Here is a 17682-nt window from a genome sequence, read left to right as displayed (position 1 = left end):
TGACCAGATCGAGGGCGCCGCGCGGCCGCCCGGCGCGCCGGGCGTGCATCGCCAGATAGGCGTGCGCGCGAGCCACCTCCACCGTGTAGTCCTCGATCGGCATGATGGCGAGCCACGCCTCGGCGTTCAGCGCGATCATGTCGCGGTACGCCGGGTGAGCTTGATCGACTCCGGCCAGCAGCTCCATCGCGGTGACCGCCGAGATGGCTGGGTCGCGGTCGCCGATGACGGCACGCAGTTCCAGCCGCTGACGTTCGGCCGCGACGATCACCCCGGTGTCGAGGATCAGTCGATCGGCCACTGGCGCACGCTGTCCCCGGCGTTCATCAGCGCGCGGTTCTCCTCGATGGTCCTGGCCAGGTCTTCGGCGGCTTCGGGGCTGAGCGGGTACCGGTCCAGCACCTCGGCGATGCGTTCGGCAACGGATCGTTCCGGGACGAAGCGGCCGACCGGAACGCCGTCGCGGGTCACCACGATCGTCTCCCCGTGTTCGGCGGCCGCGAGAAGGGCGGCGAAGTTCGCGGAGGCTTCGGCGGTGGTCATGGAACGCATGTGATCAGGTTATCGATGGGGTGGGGTGGCGGGCGTCACTCGATGGGGTGGGATGAAAGGATTCGGGCTCGTGAAGTCGTTCGACGAGTTGTTCGCCGAACTCACTGAGCGGGCGCGGGCGCGTCCGGTGGGTTCCGGCACGGTGGCCGCGCTGGACGCGGGTGTGCACGCACAGGGCAAGAAGGTGCTCGAGGAGGCCGGCGAGGTGTGGATCGCCGCCGAGCACGAGTCCGACGAGCGGCTGGCCGAGGAGGTCTCCCAGTTGCTCTACCGGGTACAGGTGCTGATGCTCGGCCGGGGGCTCACGCTCGAGGACGTCTACCGTCACCTCTAAGGAGCGAAGAATGCTGCGTGTGGCCGTGCCGAACAAGGGTGCGCTGGCCGCGTCCGCGTCCGAGATGCTCGTCGAGGCCGGCTACCGGCAGCGGCACGAGCAGCGCGATCTCACCGTCCTCGATCCCGCCAACAGTGTGGAGTTCTTCTTCCTGCGCCCCAAGGACATCGCCATCTACGTGGGCTCCGGCGACGTGGACCTGGGCATCACCGGGCGCGATCTCGCGCTGGACTCCGGCGCGCCGGTCGAGGAGCGGCTGGCGCTCGGCTTCGGGTCGTCCACGTTCCGTTACGCCGCGCCCTCCGGTCCGGAGTGGACGGTCGCGGACCTGGCCGGCAAACGGCTGGCCACCGCGTATCCGCGGTTGGTGCGCGACGACCTGGCCCGGCACGGGGTGTCGGCGACGGTGATCCGGCTGGAGGGCGCGGTGGAGATCTCCGTGCAGCTCGGGGTCGCTGACGCGATCGCGGACGTGGTCGGCTCCGGCCGGACCCTGCGCCAGCACCAGCTGCTCCCGTTCGGTGACCCGATCTGTGTCTCCGAGGCGGTTCTGTTGCAGCGCAAGGATTCTCCGGCCTCGGCGGTCAAGGACCAGCTGACCGCCCGGCTGCGCGGTGTGGTGTTCGCCCAGCAGTACATGATGGTCGACTACGACTGCCCGAAGTCGCTGTTGGATGCCGCGATCGCGATCACGCCCGGTCTGGAGTCGCCGACCGTCGCCCCGCTCGCCTCACCGGAGTGGGTGGCGGTCCGTGCCATGGTGCCGCGCAACGAGGTCAACCCGATCATGGACCAGCTCGCCGAGCTCGGCGCCCGGGCCGTGCTCGCCTTCGACATCCGCTCCTGCCGGCTGTAGGGCGCGCTACCTGGGACGCACCATCAGCGACTGGGCGCCGGCGGCCACCGGGCCGTCGAGGTCGTGCAGGGTGGACAGGGCCGCGCCGATCCCGTCCGGCCCGATCACCGTGTTGGCGTCGATGCCGATCCATTCACCGGTGGGCTCGCGGTAGAGGTGCACGGTCAGCTCGGTGTTGATGAACCACCAGTGCCGCGGGTCCAGCCGGTTGGACACGCCGTTGCCGGAGTCGGCGACGGTGAGCAGGCGTTGCAGCCCGGAGGCCGGTTCCCCGGCGACCAGGTCGACCTGGGCCCGTGCCCAGATGGTGGCGGGACCGGGGCCGGCGAAGGAGCCGCGCAGCGCCCGCCATTCCATCGCGTCCAGGTAGCCGTTGCCCCAACCCTCCGGCCGGGTCACCGGCACGGCCTCCTCGGGCGGGCTGATCGGGTCCGGGAAGCCGGCGAGCACCGCCGTGCTGTCCGACCGCACGATCCGCCAGGCGCGGCCGCGCACCACGGTTCGGCCGCCGGCCCGGATCTCGCCCGCCAGCAACTCCACCGACCGGCCGGGGCGTTCGACCGCGGCCGACACCTCGAGCTCGGCGACCGGCACCGGGCCGAGGATCTCCACGGTGATGCGGCTGATCATGCTCGGGGTGGTGGTGGGCAGCCGCTCCAGCTCCCGGGTCAGCAGCGCGCTGGGCGGACCGAGGTGCTGGCTGCCCTCCGCCCACGGCCCGTTGGTGTGCTCCGTCGAGCGGAACCGACCCCCGCCAAGGGGTTCGAAGAACGCCTCACCCATCAGTCCGCCCTGTCCACTACGGATTCCTCGCCGTCCGGTTCCGGCCAGCCCGGATAGTCCGGCGGCGTGCCGCCGAAGGCCGGACACCGCTCCTTGTGCGAGCACCAGTCGCACAGCCGGCTCGGGTTCGGCCGGAAGTCGCCGGTGCGTCCGGCCCTGAGGATCGCCTGCCAGATCGCGTCCAGGGTGCGCTCGAACCGGGCCAGCTCGGCCTCGTCCGGCGTGTAGGTCAGGGACTGCCGGTCGGCCAGGTACATCAGCCGCAGCTGGCGGGGCACCACGCCACGCAGCCGCCACAGCGCGACCGCGTAGAACTTCATCTGGAACAGCGCCTTGGCCTCGTTGAACTCGCGGGGCGCCGCGCCGCTCTTGTAGTCGACCACGCGCAGCTCGCCGGTGGGTGCGGCGTCCAGCCGGTCGATGTAGCCCCGCAGCAGCACCCCGGACGCCAGCTCGGTCTCCACCAGCAGCTCCCGGGCCTCGGGGTGCACCAGCCTGGGATCCTCCAGCCCGTAGTACCCGTCGAGCAGCTCGCCCGCCGAGGCCAGCCACTCGGCGACCGAGGCGTCGTCGCCGGCCTGGAACAGCTCGGCCAGCTCGGGCCGCTCCGCGCACACCCGCCGCCAGGCCGGCGCGACCAGCTGGTGCGCCCGCTCGGGCACGCGCTCGGCCGCGGGCAGGCCGAACAGCTCCTCGAGCACGGCGTGCACCACGATGCCGCGCACCTGGGCCGCGGACGGAGTCTCGGGCAGCCGGTCGATCGCCCGGAACCGGTAGAGCAACGGGCACACCTTGAAGTCGCTGGCGCGCGACGGCGACAGCGCCGGGCGGCGCGGTGCGGATGCCTCGCCCGGTGGAGGCTCCTGCGCCGCGACGGGGGCGGCCGTGTCCGTCATGGTCCAAACAGTAGGCCAGGGCACCGACATCCCCGACCGCCCCGCTCGGGCGTGTCCCGCCGAACCCATGCGGGGTTGACAGCCGGCCACCTACGCTGCCCGTGTGACCACGACGAGCTGGGCGCAGTCGGCGAACCAGGACGGCGGGCTGCGGCTGTTCCGGTTCGCCGGGGTGCCGGTCCTGCTGGCCCCGTCGTGGTGGCTCGGCTCCGCCGTGGTGGTCGTCTTCTACACCCCGCTGGTCTTCCGGTTCCTGCCCGGCATCGACTTACCGGCGGCGTTCCTGCTGGCCATGATGTTCGCCGTGCTGCTCGGCGCGTCGGTGCTGGCCCACGAGCTGGGCCACTGCGTAGCCGCCCTGCGGCTGGGTCTGCCGGTGCGCCGGGTGCGACTGTTCCTGCTCGGCGGTCTGTCCGAGATCGCCAGGACACCGCGCCGGCCCCGGCACGAGTTCGTGGTGGCGGTGGCCGGGCCTGCGGTGTCGGTGCTGCTGGCCGCGCTGTGCTGGCTGGTGCTGCTGGTCGTGCCGGACGAGGGTGCGGTGCGGCTGCTGGTGCTGGAGTGCGTGTTCGCCAACGCGGCGGTCGCCGTGTTCAACCTGCTGCCCGGGTTGCCCCTGGACGGCGGGCGCATCCTGCGGGCCGGGGTGTGGGCGCTGTCCGGCCGGCGGGGCGACGGAACCCGGGCGGCGGTGGTCGGTGGCTGGCTGGTCGCCGGGGTGCTGCTGGCCTGGGCGGTGTGGGGTCTGGTCAGTGACAGCCCGGACCGCTGGCTGCGGCTCGGCGGGTGCCTGGTCACCGCCTGGTTCGTCATCGACGGCGCCAGCGGCGAGCTGGCCCACGAGCAGCGTCCGGGATGGCCGCCGGGCCTGCGCCTGGCCGACCTGGTCAGTCCCGTTCTGCAACTGCCGGCCGAGAGCCCGGTGGCCAGCGCGCTGACCGCGGCCGCCGGCCGGGGGGTGGTGCTGGTCCGGGCCGACGGCGTCGCGGCCGGGCTGCTCGACCGGGCGGCCGCCGAGCGGCTCGCCCAGCGTTCGCCGAGGGCGCCCGCGGAGTTCGCCGCCGAGCCCATCCGGCCCGAGTCGGTGCTGCTGGCCTCCGAACCGGGGGAGGACATCGTGGACCGCGTGCTGGACACCGCCGCCTGGCAGTTCCTGGTGGTCGACGAGGAGGGCCGCCCGTCCGGCGTGCTGCGGCGGGAGGACCTGCGAGCCGCGCTGGAGTCCTACCCGGCATCCTGACGCCCCGGCTCGGAGGCGATGATCTCCCCGTGACAGCACGTACGGCCAGTGGTCCGTTCCGGGCCGGAGATCGCGTTCAGCTCACCGATCCGAAGGGACGGCGCTACACCCTGGTGCTCACCGAGGGCGGCCAGTACCACACCCACCGCGGCGGCATCGCGCACGACGACGTGATCGGCCGGGCGGAGGGGTCGGTGATCGTCTCGGCCGGCGGCACCTCCTACCTCGCCATGCGCCCGCTGCTGGCCGACTACGTGCTGTCCATGCCACGCGGCGCGCAGGTGATCTATCCCAAGGACGCGGCGCAGATCATCATGTGGGGCGACGTGTTCCCGGGCGCGCGGGTGTTGGAGGCCGGCGCCGGCTCAGGGGCGCTGACCTGTTCGCTGCTGCGCGCGGTCGGTCCGGCCGGGCGGGTCCTGTCCTATGAGGTCCGCGCCGACCACGCCGAGCACGCCGAGCGGAACGTGACCGAGTTCTTCGGCTCCCGACCGTCCAACTGGGACCTTCGGCTCGCCGATCTCGCCACGCACACCGGTGAGGTCGACCGGGTGGTGCTGGACATGGTGTCCCCGTGGGACGTGCTGCCGACGGTCGCGGCCAACCTGATCCCGGGCGGCGTGCTGGTGTCCTATGTGGCCACGACGACGCAGCTGTCCCGGGTGACCGAAGCGTTGCGGGAGCAGCAGTGCTGGACCGAACCGCAAGCCTGGGAGACGCTCATGCGGCCCTGGCACGCGGTCGGCCTGGCCGTTCGGCCGGAGCACCGGATGATCGCGCACACGGCGTTCCTGGTCGGCACCCGCCGGCTGGCCGAGGGCGTCGTGCCCCCGCGCCCGCAGCGCCGGCCGAGCCGGGGATAGCGCTGGACCACCGGTGCGTGTCCTGCGGATCGGAATCCGGAGAGGCGGGTGCCCCCTAATCAGCGCACCAGCTCCCGTCCTGGTTGCGCAGTGGCAACGGGATGGTGGTGGAGGATTCGCCGATGGTCAGTTTCAGCTGCACGGTCGCCGTGTCCCCGGTCAGCTCGGGCGCCGACACCAGCTCCACCTTGGCCTCCGGCGGGATGGGCAGCTCGGTCGACTGCTGGTCGCAGCTGATCTTCTTCAGCGCCGCCGGGTCGTGCGCGTTGAACGCCTGAACGACCTGCTCGGCGACCCCCTGGACGGTGGCGGTCTGCGCCGCCGCGCCACCCGAGGGCGCCGCGGTGCCCGGAACCGAGGACGGCGGCGGTACGGCCGGGCTGGACGTCGCGGCGAAGTTGGACGTGTCCGGCGCCTTGTCGTCGTCCTTGCTCAGCACGAAGATCAGGACGGCGACGGCGGCGAGCACCACCGCGGCGATCAGCACGGCGATGACGATCGTCCGCTGGCTGACCTTCCGCGGAGCGGTCCCGGTGTCCGGCTGGGTCTCGCTCACGAGACGCACCAGCCCCTCGGCTCCTTGGTGAGCAGCAGCGGGAAGCCCTCGAGCGGCTCGGCCTGGCCGATGGTGACCTTGACGTCGATGGTCGCGCTGGTGGCGTCGAGCATCTGCGTCTTGCCGATCACCTCGACCTTGGTGTCGTTCTCGAACAGGATCCCGGCTTCCTGGTTGTTGCAGCTCAGCGACTTCGCGGTGGCCTCGTCCCGGTCGGAGACGGCCTTGGCGTAGCGCTGCGCGGTCTCCTGCACCGCCGGGTCGACCTGCGCGCCCTGCGCGGGCGGCTCGGCCGGCCCGGTGGGCGTGGCGCCGCTCGGGGTGACGCCGGACGGCAGCGTCACGCTGACGCCGGTGGACGGCCCGGTCGACGCCGTCGGCTCCGGTCTGCCGCTGGAGGAGGTGCCGGCCGGGTTGGGCGCGGCGTTACCCGCCGGGTCGTCGCGGTTCGCCAGATAGATGGCGACGGCGATGCCCCCGCCGACCAGAACGGCCGCGACGACCAGGGCGGTGATCATCCCGGCCCGGCTCTTACGGCCCGGCGGACCGTCCGGCGCCGGCATCTGGACGGTCTGGTCTAACGCGCCCTGCGGTTCGGGCTGGTGTGGCGACTGGGTCATGCTCCCCGACTCCTTTGCTGGGGGGTCAGGCTTCGCCTTCGCCGCAGAACCGCCACTGACCGCCCTCCTTGACAATCTTGATCTTGATCTTCGGTGTCTTGGTCTCGCTGCCCTTGGTCAGCTCGAGGTTGATCAGGGCGGTGGCCGAGTTGCCGGTGACCTCCGGGTCGCCGCCGTTCTCGGCCTTGATGTCCCACGGCGCGAGCTGTTCCTCCAGCTCACTGGTGTCGGTGCCGAACTTGTCCTTGTAGGCCTGGCAGGCGTTCTCCACGATCGCGCCGAACTGCTTGCTCTCGTAGGCCTCCATGTAGGCCCGCTGGATCGCGGTCGGGCTGTTCGACTCGTCGTCGTCGTTGGAGTCGCTCGGCTTGTTCTCGGGCTTGGTCTTGGGAGCGCTCTGGGGACTGCTGTTCGGGCCGGCCGTGGTGGTCTTGTCGTCCTTGTTGTTGGTGAGGAAGTAGATCGTGGCGGCCGCGCCGCCCAGCACCAGCACCGCCACCACCACGACGACGATGATCATGGTGTTGTTCTTCTTCGGCGGCGGTGGCGGCGGGAAGCCGCCGAGCCCCTGGTAGGGGGTGGGTGGCCCGTACGGGTCGGGCCCGGGCTGCTGGCCGCCGTACGGGTCCGGCTGCGGCGGTCCGTACGGACCGGGCTGCGGCCCGTAGGGGCCTTGTGGCTGCTGGCCGTAGGGACCGGGCGGCTGCTGCGGGCCGTAGGGGCCGCCACCCGGCGGTTGCGGTGGATAGGTCATCTTGGCCCCTGACTCCTGTGCTGCTGCTGGTCATGACGTGGTTCGACAACCCATGCTATTTCGCGCCGGGCGCGACGTCGCCGGGGGGACGTGGGTCGCAGACTGGCTTCAGTTGTTGCCGGCGCCGTTGAGACCTGGGAACCCGCAGAACTTCCAGTCGCCGTTCTCCTTGACCAGCAGAAGCTTGAAGTCTCCGTTGGCCGCCCGGACCTTGGAGCCCGTGAGGTGGACTGTGGCTTCAGCCTTGTCGTCCCCCTTCTGCTCCACGCCCCGCAGTTCGACGTGGACCTGGCTGTCCGCCGACTGTGGCCCACCCTCGAGGGATATCCGCGCGTCGTCCTTGTACTCCTCGCAACTCAGCGCCGCGATCTTGTCGGGGTTCCGCTCGTTGACCGCGCTGACAACCGCCTCGGCAACCGCTTGAGGACTGCTGGTGTCCGACCCACTGGTCAGAGTGAGGATGAGTACCACCGCGGCGGCGATGACGAGTACCCCGCCGCCGGCCAGGATCCAGGGCAGCGGGCTCTTGCGCGGCGGCGGGACGGGCGGGCCGTACCCGCCGGGGTAACCGTATTGGGGTGTTTGCCCGTATTGACCCGGTTGGCCGTACTGACCGTATCCGGGCTGCTGCGGGTAGCCGCCGGTTTGGGGGTAACCGCCCTGGCCGGGATAGCCACCAGGCACCTGACCTGGGCCTGGCTGGTAGCCGTAGCCGGGTTGGGGGCCGTTCGGCGGGCCCGGCGGATAGGGCGGTTGGGACATCGCAGGCTCCTCGGTGGGGACGATCGCGGACCCGTGCTGATGGTCCTACGTTCCTGACGCACGGTAGTGGGTATCCGGTTCCCACTCGAACCGGGTGGACGCGTCGAGCCGGCTAGAGCAGGTTTCGGTTCTGTGACCCGGCGGTTCCGACATGCGGATGGTCTTTTCTTGTCGGAGTCCCCCGGTACCGTGGAGGTACTAGTTCGGGAGGAGGTGCCGGCCATGCAGCACGATCGTCCCGGCGGTCGGCCGGAGGAGGCCGACGAGCACGGCTCTGGAATGGAGCGGGCGGGAGGGCGAGAGCCCTCCGAGTCCGCGCAGATCCGCTTCCTCGAAGAGGAAGTCGCTTTGCTACGCCGGAAGCTGACCGAGTCGCCGCGCCACGCGCGGCTGCTTGAGCAACGGTTGGCGGAGGCGTCCGAGCGGGTCAGCCAGCTGACCGAGCGCAACGCCAAGCTCGTCGACACCTTGCGGGAGGCGCGCAGCCAACTGCTCGCCCTGCGCGAGGAAGTGGACCGACTGGCCCAACCGCCGAGTGGATACGGCGTCTACCTCGACCGCCACGAAGACGGAACCGTCGACGTGTTCACCGCCGGCCGCAAGATGCGGGTCGCGGTGTCGCCGGCCGTGGACGTGGAGGAGGTGCGTCGCGGCCAGTCGGTACGGCTGAACGAGGCGCTCACCGTGGTCGAGGCGGGCACCTTCGAGCGCACCGGTGAGGTGTCCACCCTGCGCGAGCTGCTCGCCTCCGACACCGACGAGGGCCGGCCGCTGCGCGCGTTGGTCGTCGGCCACGCCGACGAGGAGCGCGTGGTCTGGCTCGCCGACCCGCTGGCCGACTCGCCGCTCAAGCCCGGCGACTCGCTGCTGGTCGACACCAAGTCCGGCTACGCCTACGAACGGGTGCCCAAGGCCGAGGTCGAGGACCTGGTGCTGGAGGAGGTGCCGGACGTCGACTACGCCGACATCGGCGGCCTGTTCCGGCAGATCGAGCAGATCCGCGACGCGGTCGAGCTGCCGTTCCTGCACTCCGACCTGTTCCGCGAGTACGAGCTGCGCCCGCCCAAGGGCGTGCTGCTGTACGGCCCGCCCGGCTGCGGCAAGACGCTCATCGCCAAGGCCGTGGCCAACTCGCTGGCCAAGCAGGTCGCGGCGACCAGGGGCAAGGAGGGCACGCCCACCGAGGCGAAGTCCTACTTCCTCAACATCAAGGGCCCGGAGCTGCTGAACAAGTTCGTCGGCGAGACCGAGCGGCACATCCGGCTGATCTTCCAGCGGGCTCGGGAGAAGGCCTCCGAGGGCACCCCGGTGATCGTGTTCTTCGACGAGATGGACTCGATTTTCCGGACCCGTGGCTCCGGTGTCTCCTCCGACGTCGAGACGACGATCGTGCCCCAGCTGCTGTCGGAGATCGACGGCGTCGAGGGCCTGGAGAACGTCATCGTGATAGGCGCCTCCAACCGGGAGGACATGATCGACCCGGCGATCCTGCGGCCCGGCCGGCTGGACGTCAAGATCAAGATCGAGCGTCCGGACGCGGAGGCGGCCAAGGACATCTTCTCCAAGTACCTGACCCGGACCCTGCCGATCCACGCCGACGACCTGGCCGAGTTCAGCGGTGACCCGGGCGCGTGCATCGAGGCGATGATCCAGCACACGGTCGAGCGGATGTACGCCGAGACCGACGAGAACCGCTTCCTCGAGGTCACCTACGCCAACGGCGACAAGGAGGTCCTGTACTTCCGCGACTTCAACTCCGGCGCCATGATCCAGAACATCGTGGACCGGGCGAAGAAGGCGGCGATCAAGTCCGTGCTGGAGACCAACCAGCCCGGCCTGCGCGTCCAGCACCTCATCGACGCCATCATCGACGAGTTCGCGGAGAACGAGGACCTGCCCAACACCACCAACCCGGACGACTGGGCCCGCATCTCCGGCAAGAAGGGGGAGCGCATCGTCTACATCCGCACCCTCGTCACCGGCAAGAACCAGGAGTCCGGTCGGGCCATAGACACGGCCACCAACACCGGCCAGTACCTCTGACCGGTATGACGCACTCCCGAGGCCGCCTCACTTCCGGTGGGGCGGCCTCGGCATACCCGCACTCTCGGGCGGCTCGAGTGCGGCTCGAGTGTGGCCCGTAGGCTGAGGTCATGCGCCGGATCATGGGTACCGAGGTCGAGTATGGGATCGCCGTACCGGGGGATGCGACGGCGAACCCGGTGCTGACCTCCACCCAGGTGGTGCTCGCCTACGCCGCTGCGGCGGACATCCCGCGGGCGCGGCGGGCGCGGTGGGACTACGAGGTCGAGTCCCCGCTGCGGGACGCGCGCGGGTTCGATCTCGGCGCGCCGGGGATGCCCCCGTCCGACCCCGAGGTGGAGGACCTGGGCGCGGCCAACGTGATCCTGACCAACGGCGCCCGGCTCTACGTCGACCACGCGCACCCCGAGTACTCCGCGCCCGAGGTGACCAACGCCCGGGACGCGGTGATCTGGGACAAGGCGGGCGAGCGGGTCATGGAGGAGGCCGCCATGCGCGCGGCCACCGTGCCCGGCCAGTCCCGGCTTCAGCTCTACAAGAACAACGTGGACGGCAAGGGCGCGAGCTACGGCACCCACGAGAACTACCTGATGGCCCGCAGCACCCCGTTCACCGCGGTGATCGGCGGGCTCACCCCCTTCTTCGTCTCCCGCCAGGTCGTCTGCGGCTCCGGCCGGGTCGGCATCGGCGTGTCCGGCGAGGAGGCCGGCTTCCAGCTGTCGCAGCGCGCCGACTACATCGAGGTCGAGGTCGGCCTGGAGACCACGCTCAAGCGCGGCATCATCAACACCCGGGACGAGCCGCACGCCGACGCCGACAAGTACCGCCGGCTGCACGTGATCATCGGGGACGCCAACCTCGCCGAGCTGTCCACCTACCTCAAGGTCGGCACCACGGCCCTGGTGCTGGACCTGATCGAGTCAGGCGTGCGGTTCGACCAGCTCAAGCTCGCCGACCCGGTCCGGGCGGTGCACACGATCAGCCACGACCCCACCCTGAAGGCCACCGTCGAGCTGGCCAACGGCCGCCGGTTCACCGGCCTGGACATGCAGTTCGCCTACCACGAGCTGGCGTCCAGGCACCTGGAGCGCTCCGACATCGACCGGGTCTCCGAGGACGTGCTGCAGACCTGGGGCGACGTGCTCGACGCCCTGGCCAGGGACCCGCAGGAGTGCGCCGACCGGCTGGACTGGCCGGCCAAGCTGCGGCTGCTGGAGGGCTACCGGGCCCGGGACGGCCTGAACTGGTCCTCGCCCCGGCTGCAGCTGGTCGACCTGCAGTACTCCGACGTGCGGCTGGACCGCGGCCTGTACAACCGCCTGGTGGCCCGGGGCTCGATGAAGCGCCTGGTGACCGAGGAGGAGGTGACCGCGGCGATGATCAATCCGCCGCTGGACACCCGGGCCTACTTCCGCGGCAGGTGCCTGGAGCGGTACCCGAACGCGATCGCGGCCGCGTCCTGGGACTCGGTGATCTTCGACATCGGTCGGGAGTCGCTGGTGCGCATCCCCACGCTGGAGCCGCTGCGCGGCACCAAGGCGCACGTGGGGGACCTGCTGGAGGCCTCGGCTACCGCTGAAGAGCTGGTGGACACCCTGACCGGTGGAGGCCGGCGTTGATGGTCGGATGTCGGCCCTGATCGGTAGTGTTTGAGGTAGGCCAGCCACAACGGGAGGCGAGATGGCTCAGGAACACGTGCAGCGGCAAGGCGGCGGTGACGGCGACGAAGATGTCGACGGCGGCGCGCCGGCCGGTCAGGAACGCCGGGAGAAGCTCGGCGAGGATGTCGACACGATTCTCGACGAGATCGACGACGTCCTGGAGGAGAACGCCGAGGACTTCGTCCGCGCCTACGTTCAAAAGGGCGGCGAGTAACCCCGTCGTCGTGTCGCGTGTAGGGATCTAGGAACGAAAGAAGGGCATGGACCACACCTCGCACCGCGCCACGCCCGGCGCACGGCTCTCCGCTGCCTACCTGACCACGGGAACGTCGTCGTTCACCGACTTCCTGCGCGCCGAAGCGCCGGACCTGTTGCCCGGCAGGCGGACCGGCCAAGCGGCGCCGGTGGCGTCCGCCGGCAAGGTGGACCTTCCCCACGGCACGACGATCGTGGCGGTGGCGTTCGACGGCGGGGTGCTGATCGCCGGTGACCGGCGGGCCACGTCGGGCAACCTGATCGCCCAGCGCGACATGGACAAGGTCTACGTGACCGACGCCTACTCGGCCGTCGGGATCGCCGGGGTCGCGGGCATCGCCGTGGAGATGGTGCGGCTGTACGCGGTGGAGTTGGCGCACTACGAGAAGATCGAGGGCGTCTCGCTGTCCCTGGAGGGCAAGACCAACAAGCTGGCGATCACGGTGCGGCAGAACCTGGAGATGGCCATGGCTGGCCTGGCCGTGATCCCGCTGTTCGTCGGTATCGACCTCGAGGCGCCGGACCCGGCCCGGGGCGGCCGGATCGTGTCCTACGACGTTGCCGGCGGACGGTACGAGGAGCGGTCCGGCTTCCACGCGGTGGGTTCGGGTTCGCTGTTCGCCCGCTCCGCGCTGAAGAAGCTCTACGACCCCGACGGCGACCGGGACGCGGCCCTGCGCAACGCCGTCGAGGCGCTCTACGACGCCGCCGACGACGACACCGCCACCGGCGGACCCGACATCGTCCGCCGGATCTTCCCGACGATCATCACGATCACCGCCGCGGACGGCGCCCTGCACGTGCCCGAGGCCGAGGCCGCCGCGGTCGCCGAGGCGGTCGTTGCCGACCGGGCCCGCGCGCCGCGCGGCTGACCCGATGACCACCGGACAGACGAGGAGCAACCTGTGACCCTGCCGCTGTATGCCTCGCCCGAGCAGCTGCTGCGGGAGCGCTCGGAGCTGGCCCGCAAGGGCATCGCCCGGGGCCGCAGCGTGGTGGTGCTCAAGTACAGCGGCGGCATCCTGTTCGTGGCCGAGAACCCGTCGGCCACCCTGCACAAGGTCTCCGAGATCTACGACCGGATCGGGTTCGCCGCGGCCGGCCGGTACAACGAGTACGAGAGCCTGCGCCGGGCCGGCATCCGGCACGTCGACCTGTGGGGCTACGCCTACGACCGCCGCGACGTCTCGGCCCGCCAGTTGGCCAACGTCTACAGCCAGACCCTCGGTGGCATCTTCGCCGACCAGCTCAAGCCGTTCGAGGTGGAGATCTGCGTCGGCGAGGTGGGCGTGACGCCCGCGGACGACCAGCTGTACCGGCTCACCTACGATGGCTCGATCGTGGACGAGCCGCAGCACCTGGTGATGGGCGGGCAGACCGACCCGATCTCCGCCGTGATCAAGAACGACTACCGGACCGAGATGCCGCTGGCCGACGCCGTGCACCTGGCGGTGCGGGCGCTGTCGGCGGCCACCACCAACACCAGCAACGGCGACTCCACGCCCACGCCCGGCAAGCTGGAGGTGGCCGTGCTGGAACGCACCCGGCCGACCCGGGCGTTCCGCCGCCTGGAAGGCCCGGTGCTGGCGGCGCTGCTGCCGCAGGCCGAGACGCCGGCGGAACCGGCAGCCGACGAGGAGAAGGGTCCGGAGGTTCCGCCGGAGACGCCGGAACCACCGGCCAAGTAACGCGGGCGCCCTGGGAAACAGCTCAACGGCATTCCAACGCGGTGACGAACGGGTTGTCCCGGTAGGCCTGCCAGTACTCGGCGCCGCGAGCCTCGATGGCCTCCACCGGGATGCTGACCTGGTGCCAGGTGAGCGAGCCGAACCCGGCCTCGCCGCTGCACTCCTCGTAGAGCTCACCGTCCCACTGGGACAGTCGCAGCCGCGCGGTGGGCTTGGTGAGCAGGTCCATGACCAGGTGGGTGCGCCGCCCGTCGGCGCTCGCCTCGATCACGCGCAGCCCGTAGGGCTCCCAACTCGACCCCCAGGGGCTGTACCGGGGGCCGACGGTGACCGCCACGAGCCGGCCGCCGGGCGCCAGGTTGGCCCGGATCGCGGCGAACATCGCGGTCAGGTTGGTCGGGCCGGTGGCGTAGTTGAGCAGCCAGACCGCGATGGCCACGTCGAAGGCGCCGAGCCGGGGGAGCCGGGCCACGTTGTGCACGTGGTAGTCGATGCCGCGGGGCTCCTCGGTCTCCATCCGGCGAGCCAAAGTGATCATCGGTTCGGAGATGTCCACTCCCACCACGGTGATCGCGCCCAGGTCGCTGGCCAGCCGGGCGTAGTGGCCGAACCCGCAGCCCAGGTCGAGCACCTGGGCGCCGTCGAGGTTGCCGAGCAGGGCCCGCACCGTGTGCTCTTCGGGCTCCGGTTTGTGCGAACGTTTGAACGCGGCATACCGCTTGGCGATCGGATCGTGTTCGGGTCCGGCTGTCACGGTCATCGGGCCGTCTCCCACCTGTGGCGTGGAAACGCTTCGCGATCGAGCGTAAGCCCGCCGTGGAACCGGCTCGAGATCTCTAACGGGTGATCTCGGGGTCCTTCGGCCGGTACACGGTCAGCCGCGCCTCGGCGACGGCGAAGTCGAACCGGGTGCCGCTGGCCGGGACCTCGCCGTCGGTGGCCAGCGCAACGGGCTCGCCGTGCACGTCGACCGTGAGCCGCGGGATCTCGCGCTGGACGTAGACCCGGCTGCGGGTCAGCGTGCCGGTCAGCGCCGCCACCAGGAACCGCGTACGGGACATCCGCACGTCGGCCCGCAGATAGCGGACGTCGAGCAGACCGGTGTCCAGGCCCGGCCGCCAAGCCGGAACCATCCCGCGCGGGTGGTAGGGGCCGTTGCCGACGAACAGCAGCCAGACCGCCCGCCGCCGGCCTTCCATGGTGACGTGCAGCGGCCGCGCCTCGGCCAGCACGCGGATCAGCGCCAGGCCCGCCGAGACCCACTTGCCCAGCCGGTGCTCCCAGCGCTCCCGGATCCGCACCATGTCCGGGTAGCCGCCGATGCTCGCGGTGTTGACGAACGGCCGGGGCGCGGCGCCGTCCACCCGCACCGTGGCCAGGTCCACCGAGACCGCCTCGCCGGTGCGCATCGCCTCGGCCGCGTCGTCGAAGGTGGCCACGCCGATGTCCCGGGCGAAGTGGTTGAGGGTGCCCGCGGGCAGCACGGCCAGCGGCAGCCGGTGCCGTTCGGCGACCGCGGCGACCGCCGCGACCGAGCCGTCGCCGCCGGCCACGCCCACTGCCTTGGTGCTGTCGTCCACCTCGGCGGTCAGCCGCTCCACGAGGTCGTCGCCGGCTTCCAGAGCCACGATCCGGGCCTTCGGCAGCGCCTGGTTGATCTCGTCGGCGGGATCGACCGAGCGGTCGCCGGCATGTTTGTTGGCGGCCACGACCAGCCCGTCACCCTGCGGTAACGCCTCCACGTCGGCATGCGGCCGGGCCCGTGCCGGCACGTCCGGCCGGACCGCCCACCAGCGCCGGGTGGCCAGCGCGACCGCCCCGCCCAGCGCGGCGCCGGCCACGACGTCGGAGGTCCAGTGCACGCCGGTGTGCACCCGCGAGTAGGCCACGGTGGCGGCCAGCGGAGCGATCACCATCCCGGCGACCGGGCTTTCCATGGCGACCGCCGTGGTGAACGCGGCCGCCGACGCGGCGTGACCGGACGGGAACGAGGACGACGTGGGCGGGTCCGGCAGGGTCCGGAAATCCGGCAGCGCGTCGGCGGCCGGCCGGCGGCGCGGCATCAGCGGCTTGGCCACGGCGTTGGTCAGCAGGCTGGCGCCACCGATCGCCACCACGCCCCGCAGCGCGGCGCGCCGGGTGACCCCGCGCCGGGAGGCGAGCGCGGCCGCGATGACGAACCACAGCACGCTGTGGTTGGCCGCCGTGGTGATGCGCGCCAGCGCGGTGTCCGCGCCGGACCGGGGGATCCGGGCGATCCGGCGCTCGATCGTCACGTCGGTCTCGTTGATTCGGGAGGCGATCATCCGTAGCCACTCAAGCACGGGTGCTGACGCTACCTGCAGCGCCGCTGGCCTGCCGAATGCTGGGCCGCCCGGGTGAAGTGCACGTCATGTTTGTGAACCTGTGGGCGATCCGGGCGACCAGTTCGGCGGTTTCGAGCTTAGGGTAGAGGGATGCAGCGGCGGATCTTCGGCATCGAGACCGAGTTCGGCGTGACCTGTACCTTCCACGGACAGCGCAGGCTGTCTCCGGATGAGGTCGCGCGGTACCTGTTTCGGCGCGTGGTGTCCTGGGGGCGTTCCTCGAACGTGTTCCTGCGCAACGGCTCACGCCTCTACCTCGACGTCGGCTCGCATCCCGAGTACGCCACCGCCGAGTGTGACGACCTGGTGCAACTGGTCACGCACGACAAGGCCGGCGAGCGGATCCTGGAGGATCTGCTGGTCGACGCCGAGCGGCGGCTGGCCGACGAGGGCATCGGCGGGGACATCTTCCTGTTCAAGAACAACACCGACTCGGCCGGCAACTCCTACGGTTGCCACGAGAACTACCTGGTCACCCGGGCCGGCGAGTTCTCCAGGATCGCCGACGTGCTGCTGCCGTTCCTGGTCACCCGGCAGGTGATCTGCGGCGCCGGCAAGGTGCTGCAGACCCCGCGCGGCGCGGTGTACTGCCTGTCGCAGCGGGCCGAGCACATCTGGGAGGGCGTCTCCAGCGCCACCACCCGGTCCCGGCCGATCATCAACACCCGGGACGAGCCGCACGCCGACGCCGAGCGCTACCGGCGGCTGCACGTGATCGTCGGCGACTCGAACATGGCCGAGCCGACCACGCTGCTCAAGGTCGGCAGCGCGAACCTGGTGCTGGAGATGATCGAGGAAGGCGTGCAGTTCCGGGACTTCAGTCTGGACAACCCGATCCGGGCGATCCGGGAGATCAGCCACGACCTGACCGGGCGCCGGCTGGTGCGGCTGGCCGGCGGCCGGGAGGCCTCGGCCCTGGACATCCAGCGGGAGTACTTCGCGCGCGCGGTCGAGCACGTGTCCCGGCGCTCGCCCGACCCGATCGCGGACCGGGTGATCGAGCTGTGGGGCCGGACGTTGGACGCGGTGGAGGCGCAGGACCTGGGCAAGATCGACCGGGAGATCGACTGGGCGATCAAGCACCGGCTGGTCGAGCGCTACCGGTCCAAGCACGGCATGGAGCTGTCCAGCCCCCGGATCGCCCAGCTCGACCTGGCCTACCACGACATCCGGCGCGGCCGTGGCATCTTCGATCTGTTGCAGCGCAAGGACCTGGTCGCCCGGGTCACCGACGACGGCGAGATCGAGGCGGCCAAGGACACCCCGCCGCAGACCACCCGGGCCAAGCTGCGCGGCGACTTCATCGCCGCCGCACAGCAGGCCGGCCGGGACTTCACGGTGGACTGGGTGCACCTCAAGCTCAACGACCAGGCGCAGCGCACCGTGCTGTGCAAGGACCCGTTCCGCGCGGTGGACGAACGCGTCGAGCGCCTGATCGCCTCGTTGTAACCGC

20 protein-coding genes are annotated in these 17682 nt (G+C 71.0%); 10 read left to right on the top strand and 10 right to left on the bottom strand.

What is annotated here, in order from left to right:
• Both VFO68_RS14170 and VFO68_RS14165 read right to left on the bottom strand, forming a co-directional pair.
• Positions 1-301, bottom strand: a 301-nt coding sequence (locus tag VFO68_RS14170) for a hypothetical protein (RefSeq protein ID WP_325158726.1), incomplete at its 3' end; no start/stop codon positions are given.
• Positions 286-552, bottom strand: coding sequence for a type II toxin-antitoxin system prevent-host-death family antitoxin (locus VFO68_RS14165; protein ID WP_325158725.1), 267 nt, complete (start codon positions 550-552; stop codon positions 286-288). The genes VFO68_RS14170 and VFO68_RS14165, both read right to left, overlap by 16 nt.
• Positions 553-622: 70 nt before the next feature.
• On the opposite strand from VFO68_RS14165, the gene VFO68_RS14160 reads away from it, so the two are divergent.
• Both VFO68_RS14160 and hisG read left to right on the top strand, forming a co-directional pair.
• Positions 623-886 (top strand): phosphoribosyl-ATP diphosphatase, encoded by a 264-nt coding sequence (locus VFO68_RS14160; RefSeq protein WP_325158724.1) that lies wholly within the window; start codon positions 623-625, stop codon positions 884-886.
• Between the two features lie 10 nt (positions 887-896).
• Positions 897-1742 carry an ATP phosphoribosyltransferase gene (gene hisG / locus VFO68_RS14155; RefSeq protein ID WP_325158723.1) on the top strand — a complete coding sequence of 282 codons (846 nt, stop codon included), beginning with the start codon at positions 897-899 and terminating at the stop codon, positions 1740-1742.
• A gap of 6 nt (positions 1743-1748) precedes the next feature.
• On the opposite strand, the gene VFO68_RS14150 is transcribed toward hisG, so the two are convergent.
• Together VFO68_RS14150 and VFO68_RS14145 are read right to left on the bottom strand one after the other, a co-directional pair.
• A complete protein-coding gene (locus VFO68_RS14150) occupies positions 1749-2525 on the bottom strand; it encodes a thioesterase family protein (RefSeq protein ID WP_325158722.1) in 777 nt (258 codons plus the stop codon).
• Entirely contained in the window at positions 2525-3421 is an 897-nt protein-coding gene (locus VFO68_RS14145) for a RecB family exonuclease (protein WP_325158721.1), read from the bottom strand. Before VFO68_RS14145 ends, VFO68_RS14150 begins: the two co-directional genes overlap by 1 nt.
• Before the next feature lie 103 nt (positions 3422-3524).
• Here VFO68_RS14145 and VFO68_RS14140 point away from each other — a divergent pair, with 103 nt between their 5' ends.
• Complete coding sequence (locus tag VFO68_RS14140) at positions 3525-4661, top strand: site-2 protease family protein (protein WP_325158720.1); 1137 nt, start codon at positions 3525-3527, stop codon at positions 4659-4661.
• 29 nt (positions 4662-4690) lie between these two features.
• On the top strand, positions 4691-5524 hold the full coding sequence (locus VFO68_RS14135) for a tRNA (adenine-N1)-methyltransferase (RefSeq protein ID WP_325158719.1): 834 nt from the start codon (positions 4691-4693) through the stop codon (positions 5522-5524).
• Positions 5525-5579: 55 nt separating this feature from the next.
• On the opposite strand, the gene VFO68_RS14130 is transcribed toward VFO68_RS14135, so the two are convergent.
• From VFO68_RS14130 to VFO68_RS14115, 4 genes are all read right to left on the bottom strand, one after another.
• Entirely contained in the window at positions 5580-6089 is a 510-nt protein-coding gene (locus tag VFO68_RS14130; protein ID WP_325158718.1) for a hypothetical protein, read from the bottom strand.
• Positions 6077-6700 carry a hypothetical protein gene (locus tag VFO68_RS14125; protein WP_325158717.1) on the bottom strand — a complete coding sequence of 208 codons (624 nt, stop codon included), beginning with the start codon at positions 6698-6700 and terminating at the stop codon, positions 6077-6079. The genes VFO68_RS14130 and VFO68_RS14125 overlap by 13 nt, the downstream gene beginning before the upstream one ends.
• 25 nt (positions 6701-6725) lie before the next feature.
• Positions 6726-7454, bottom strand: a complete 729-nt coding sequence (locus VFO68_RS14120; protein ID WP_325158716.1) for a hypothetical protein — start codon at positions 7452-7454, stop codon at positions 6726-6728.
• Between the two features lie 108 nt (positions 7455-7562).
• Complete coding sequence (locus VFO68_RS14115; RefSeq protein WP_325158715.1) at positions 7563-8216, bottom strand: hypothetical protein; 654 nt, start codon at positions 8214-8216, stop codon at positions 7563-7565.
• 222 nt (positions 8217-8438) lie between these two features.
• Here VFO68_RS14115 and arc point away from each other — a divergent pair, with 222 nt between their 5' ends.
• From arc to prcA, 5 genes are all read left to right on the top strand, one after another.
• Positions 8439-10259: a proteasome ATPase gene (arc, locus tag VFO68_RS14110; protein ID WP_325158714.1), complete on the top strand. Its 1821-nt coding sequence runs from the start codon at positions 8439-8441 to the stop codon at positions 10257-10259.
• A gap of 110 nt (positions 10260-10369) precedes the next feature.
• Positions 10370-11878 (top strand): depupylase/deamidase Dop, encoded by a 1509-nt coding sequence (gene dop / locus VFO68_RS14105; protein WP_325158713.1) that lies wholly within the window; start codon positions 10370-10372, stop codon positions 11876-11878.
• Between the two features lie 61 nt (positions 11879-11939).
• A complete protein-coding gene (locus VFO68_RS14100; protein WP_325158712.1) occupies positions 11940-12134 on the top strand; it encodes a ubiquitin-like protein Pup in 195 nt (64 codons plus the stop codon).
• Between the two features lie 46 nt (positions 12135-12180).
• Positions 12181-13047 (top strand): proteasome subunit beta, encoded by an 867-nt coding sequence (gene prcB, locus VFO68_RS14095; protein ID WP_325158711.1) that lies wholly within the window; start codon positions 12181-12183, stop codon positions 13045-13047.
• Between the two features lie 33 nt (positions 13048-13080).
• Positions 13081-13863: a proteasome subunit alpha gene (gene prcA, locus VFO68_RS14090; RefSeq protein WP_325158710.1), complete on the top strand. Its 783-nt coding sequence runs from the start codon at positions 13081-13083 to the stop codon at positions 13861-13863.
• A gap of 22 nt (positions 13864-13885) precedes the next feature.
• Here prcA and VFO68_RS14085 read toward each other — a convergent pair whose 3' ends face one another.
• Complete coding sequence (locus VFO68_RS14085; protein WP_325158709.1) at positions 13886-14623, bottom strand: class I SAM-dependent methyltransferase; 738 nt, start codon at positions 14621-14623, stop codon at positions 13886-13888.
• 76 nt (positions 14624-14699) lie between these two features.
• Positions 14700-16187 (bottom strand): bifunctional phosphatase PAP2/diacylglycerol kinase family protein, encoded by a 1488-nt coding sequence (locus tag VFO68_RS14080; protein WP_325158708.1) that lies wholly within the window; start codon positions 16185-16187, stop codon positions 14700-14702.
• A 132-nt stretch (positions 16188-16319) separates the two neighbouring features.
• Between VFO68_RS14080 and pafA the strand changes: the two genes are divergently transcribed.
• The gene (gene pafA, locus VFO68_RS14075; RefSeq protein ID WP_325158707.1) at positions 16320-17678 is read left to right on the top strand and encodes a Pup--protein ligase; all 1359 of its coding nucleotides are present in this window, start codon (positions 16320-16322) and stop codon (positions 17676-17678) included.
• Positions 17679-17682: the final 4 nt, after the last annotated feature.

The sequence above is a fragment of the Actinophytocola sp. genome, assembly GCF_035712165.1.
Lineage (GTDB): Bacteria > Actinomycetota > Actinomycetes > Mycobacteriales > Pseudonocardiaceae > DASYTH01.
This window is presented reverse-complemented; position numbering and strand designations above follow the sequence as displayed.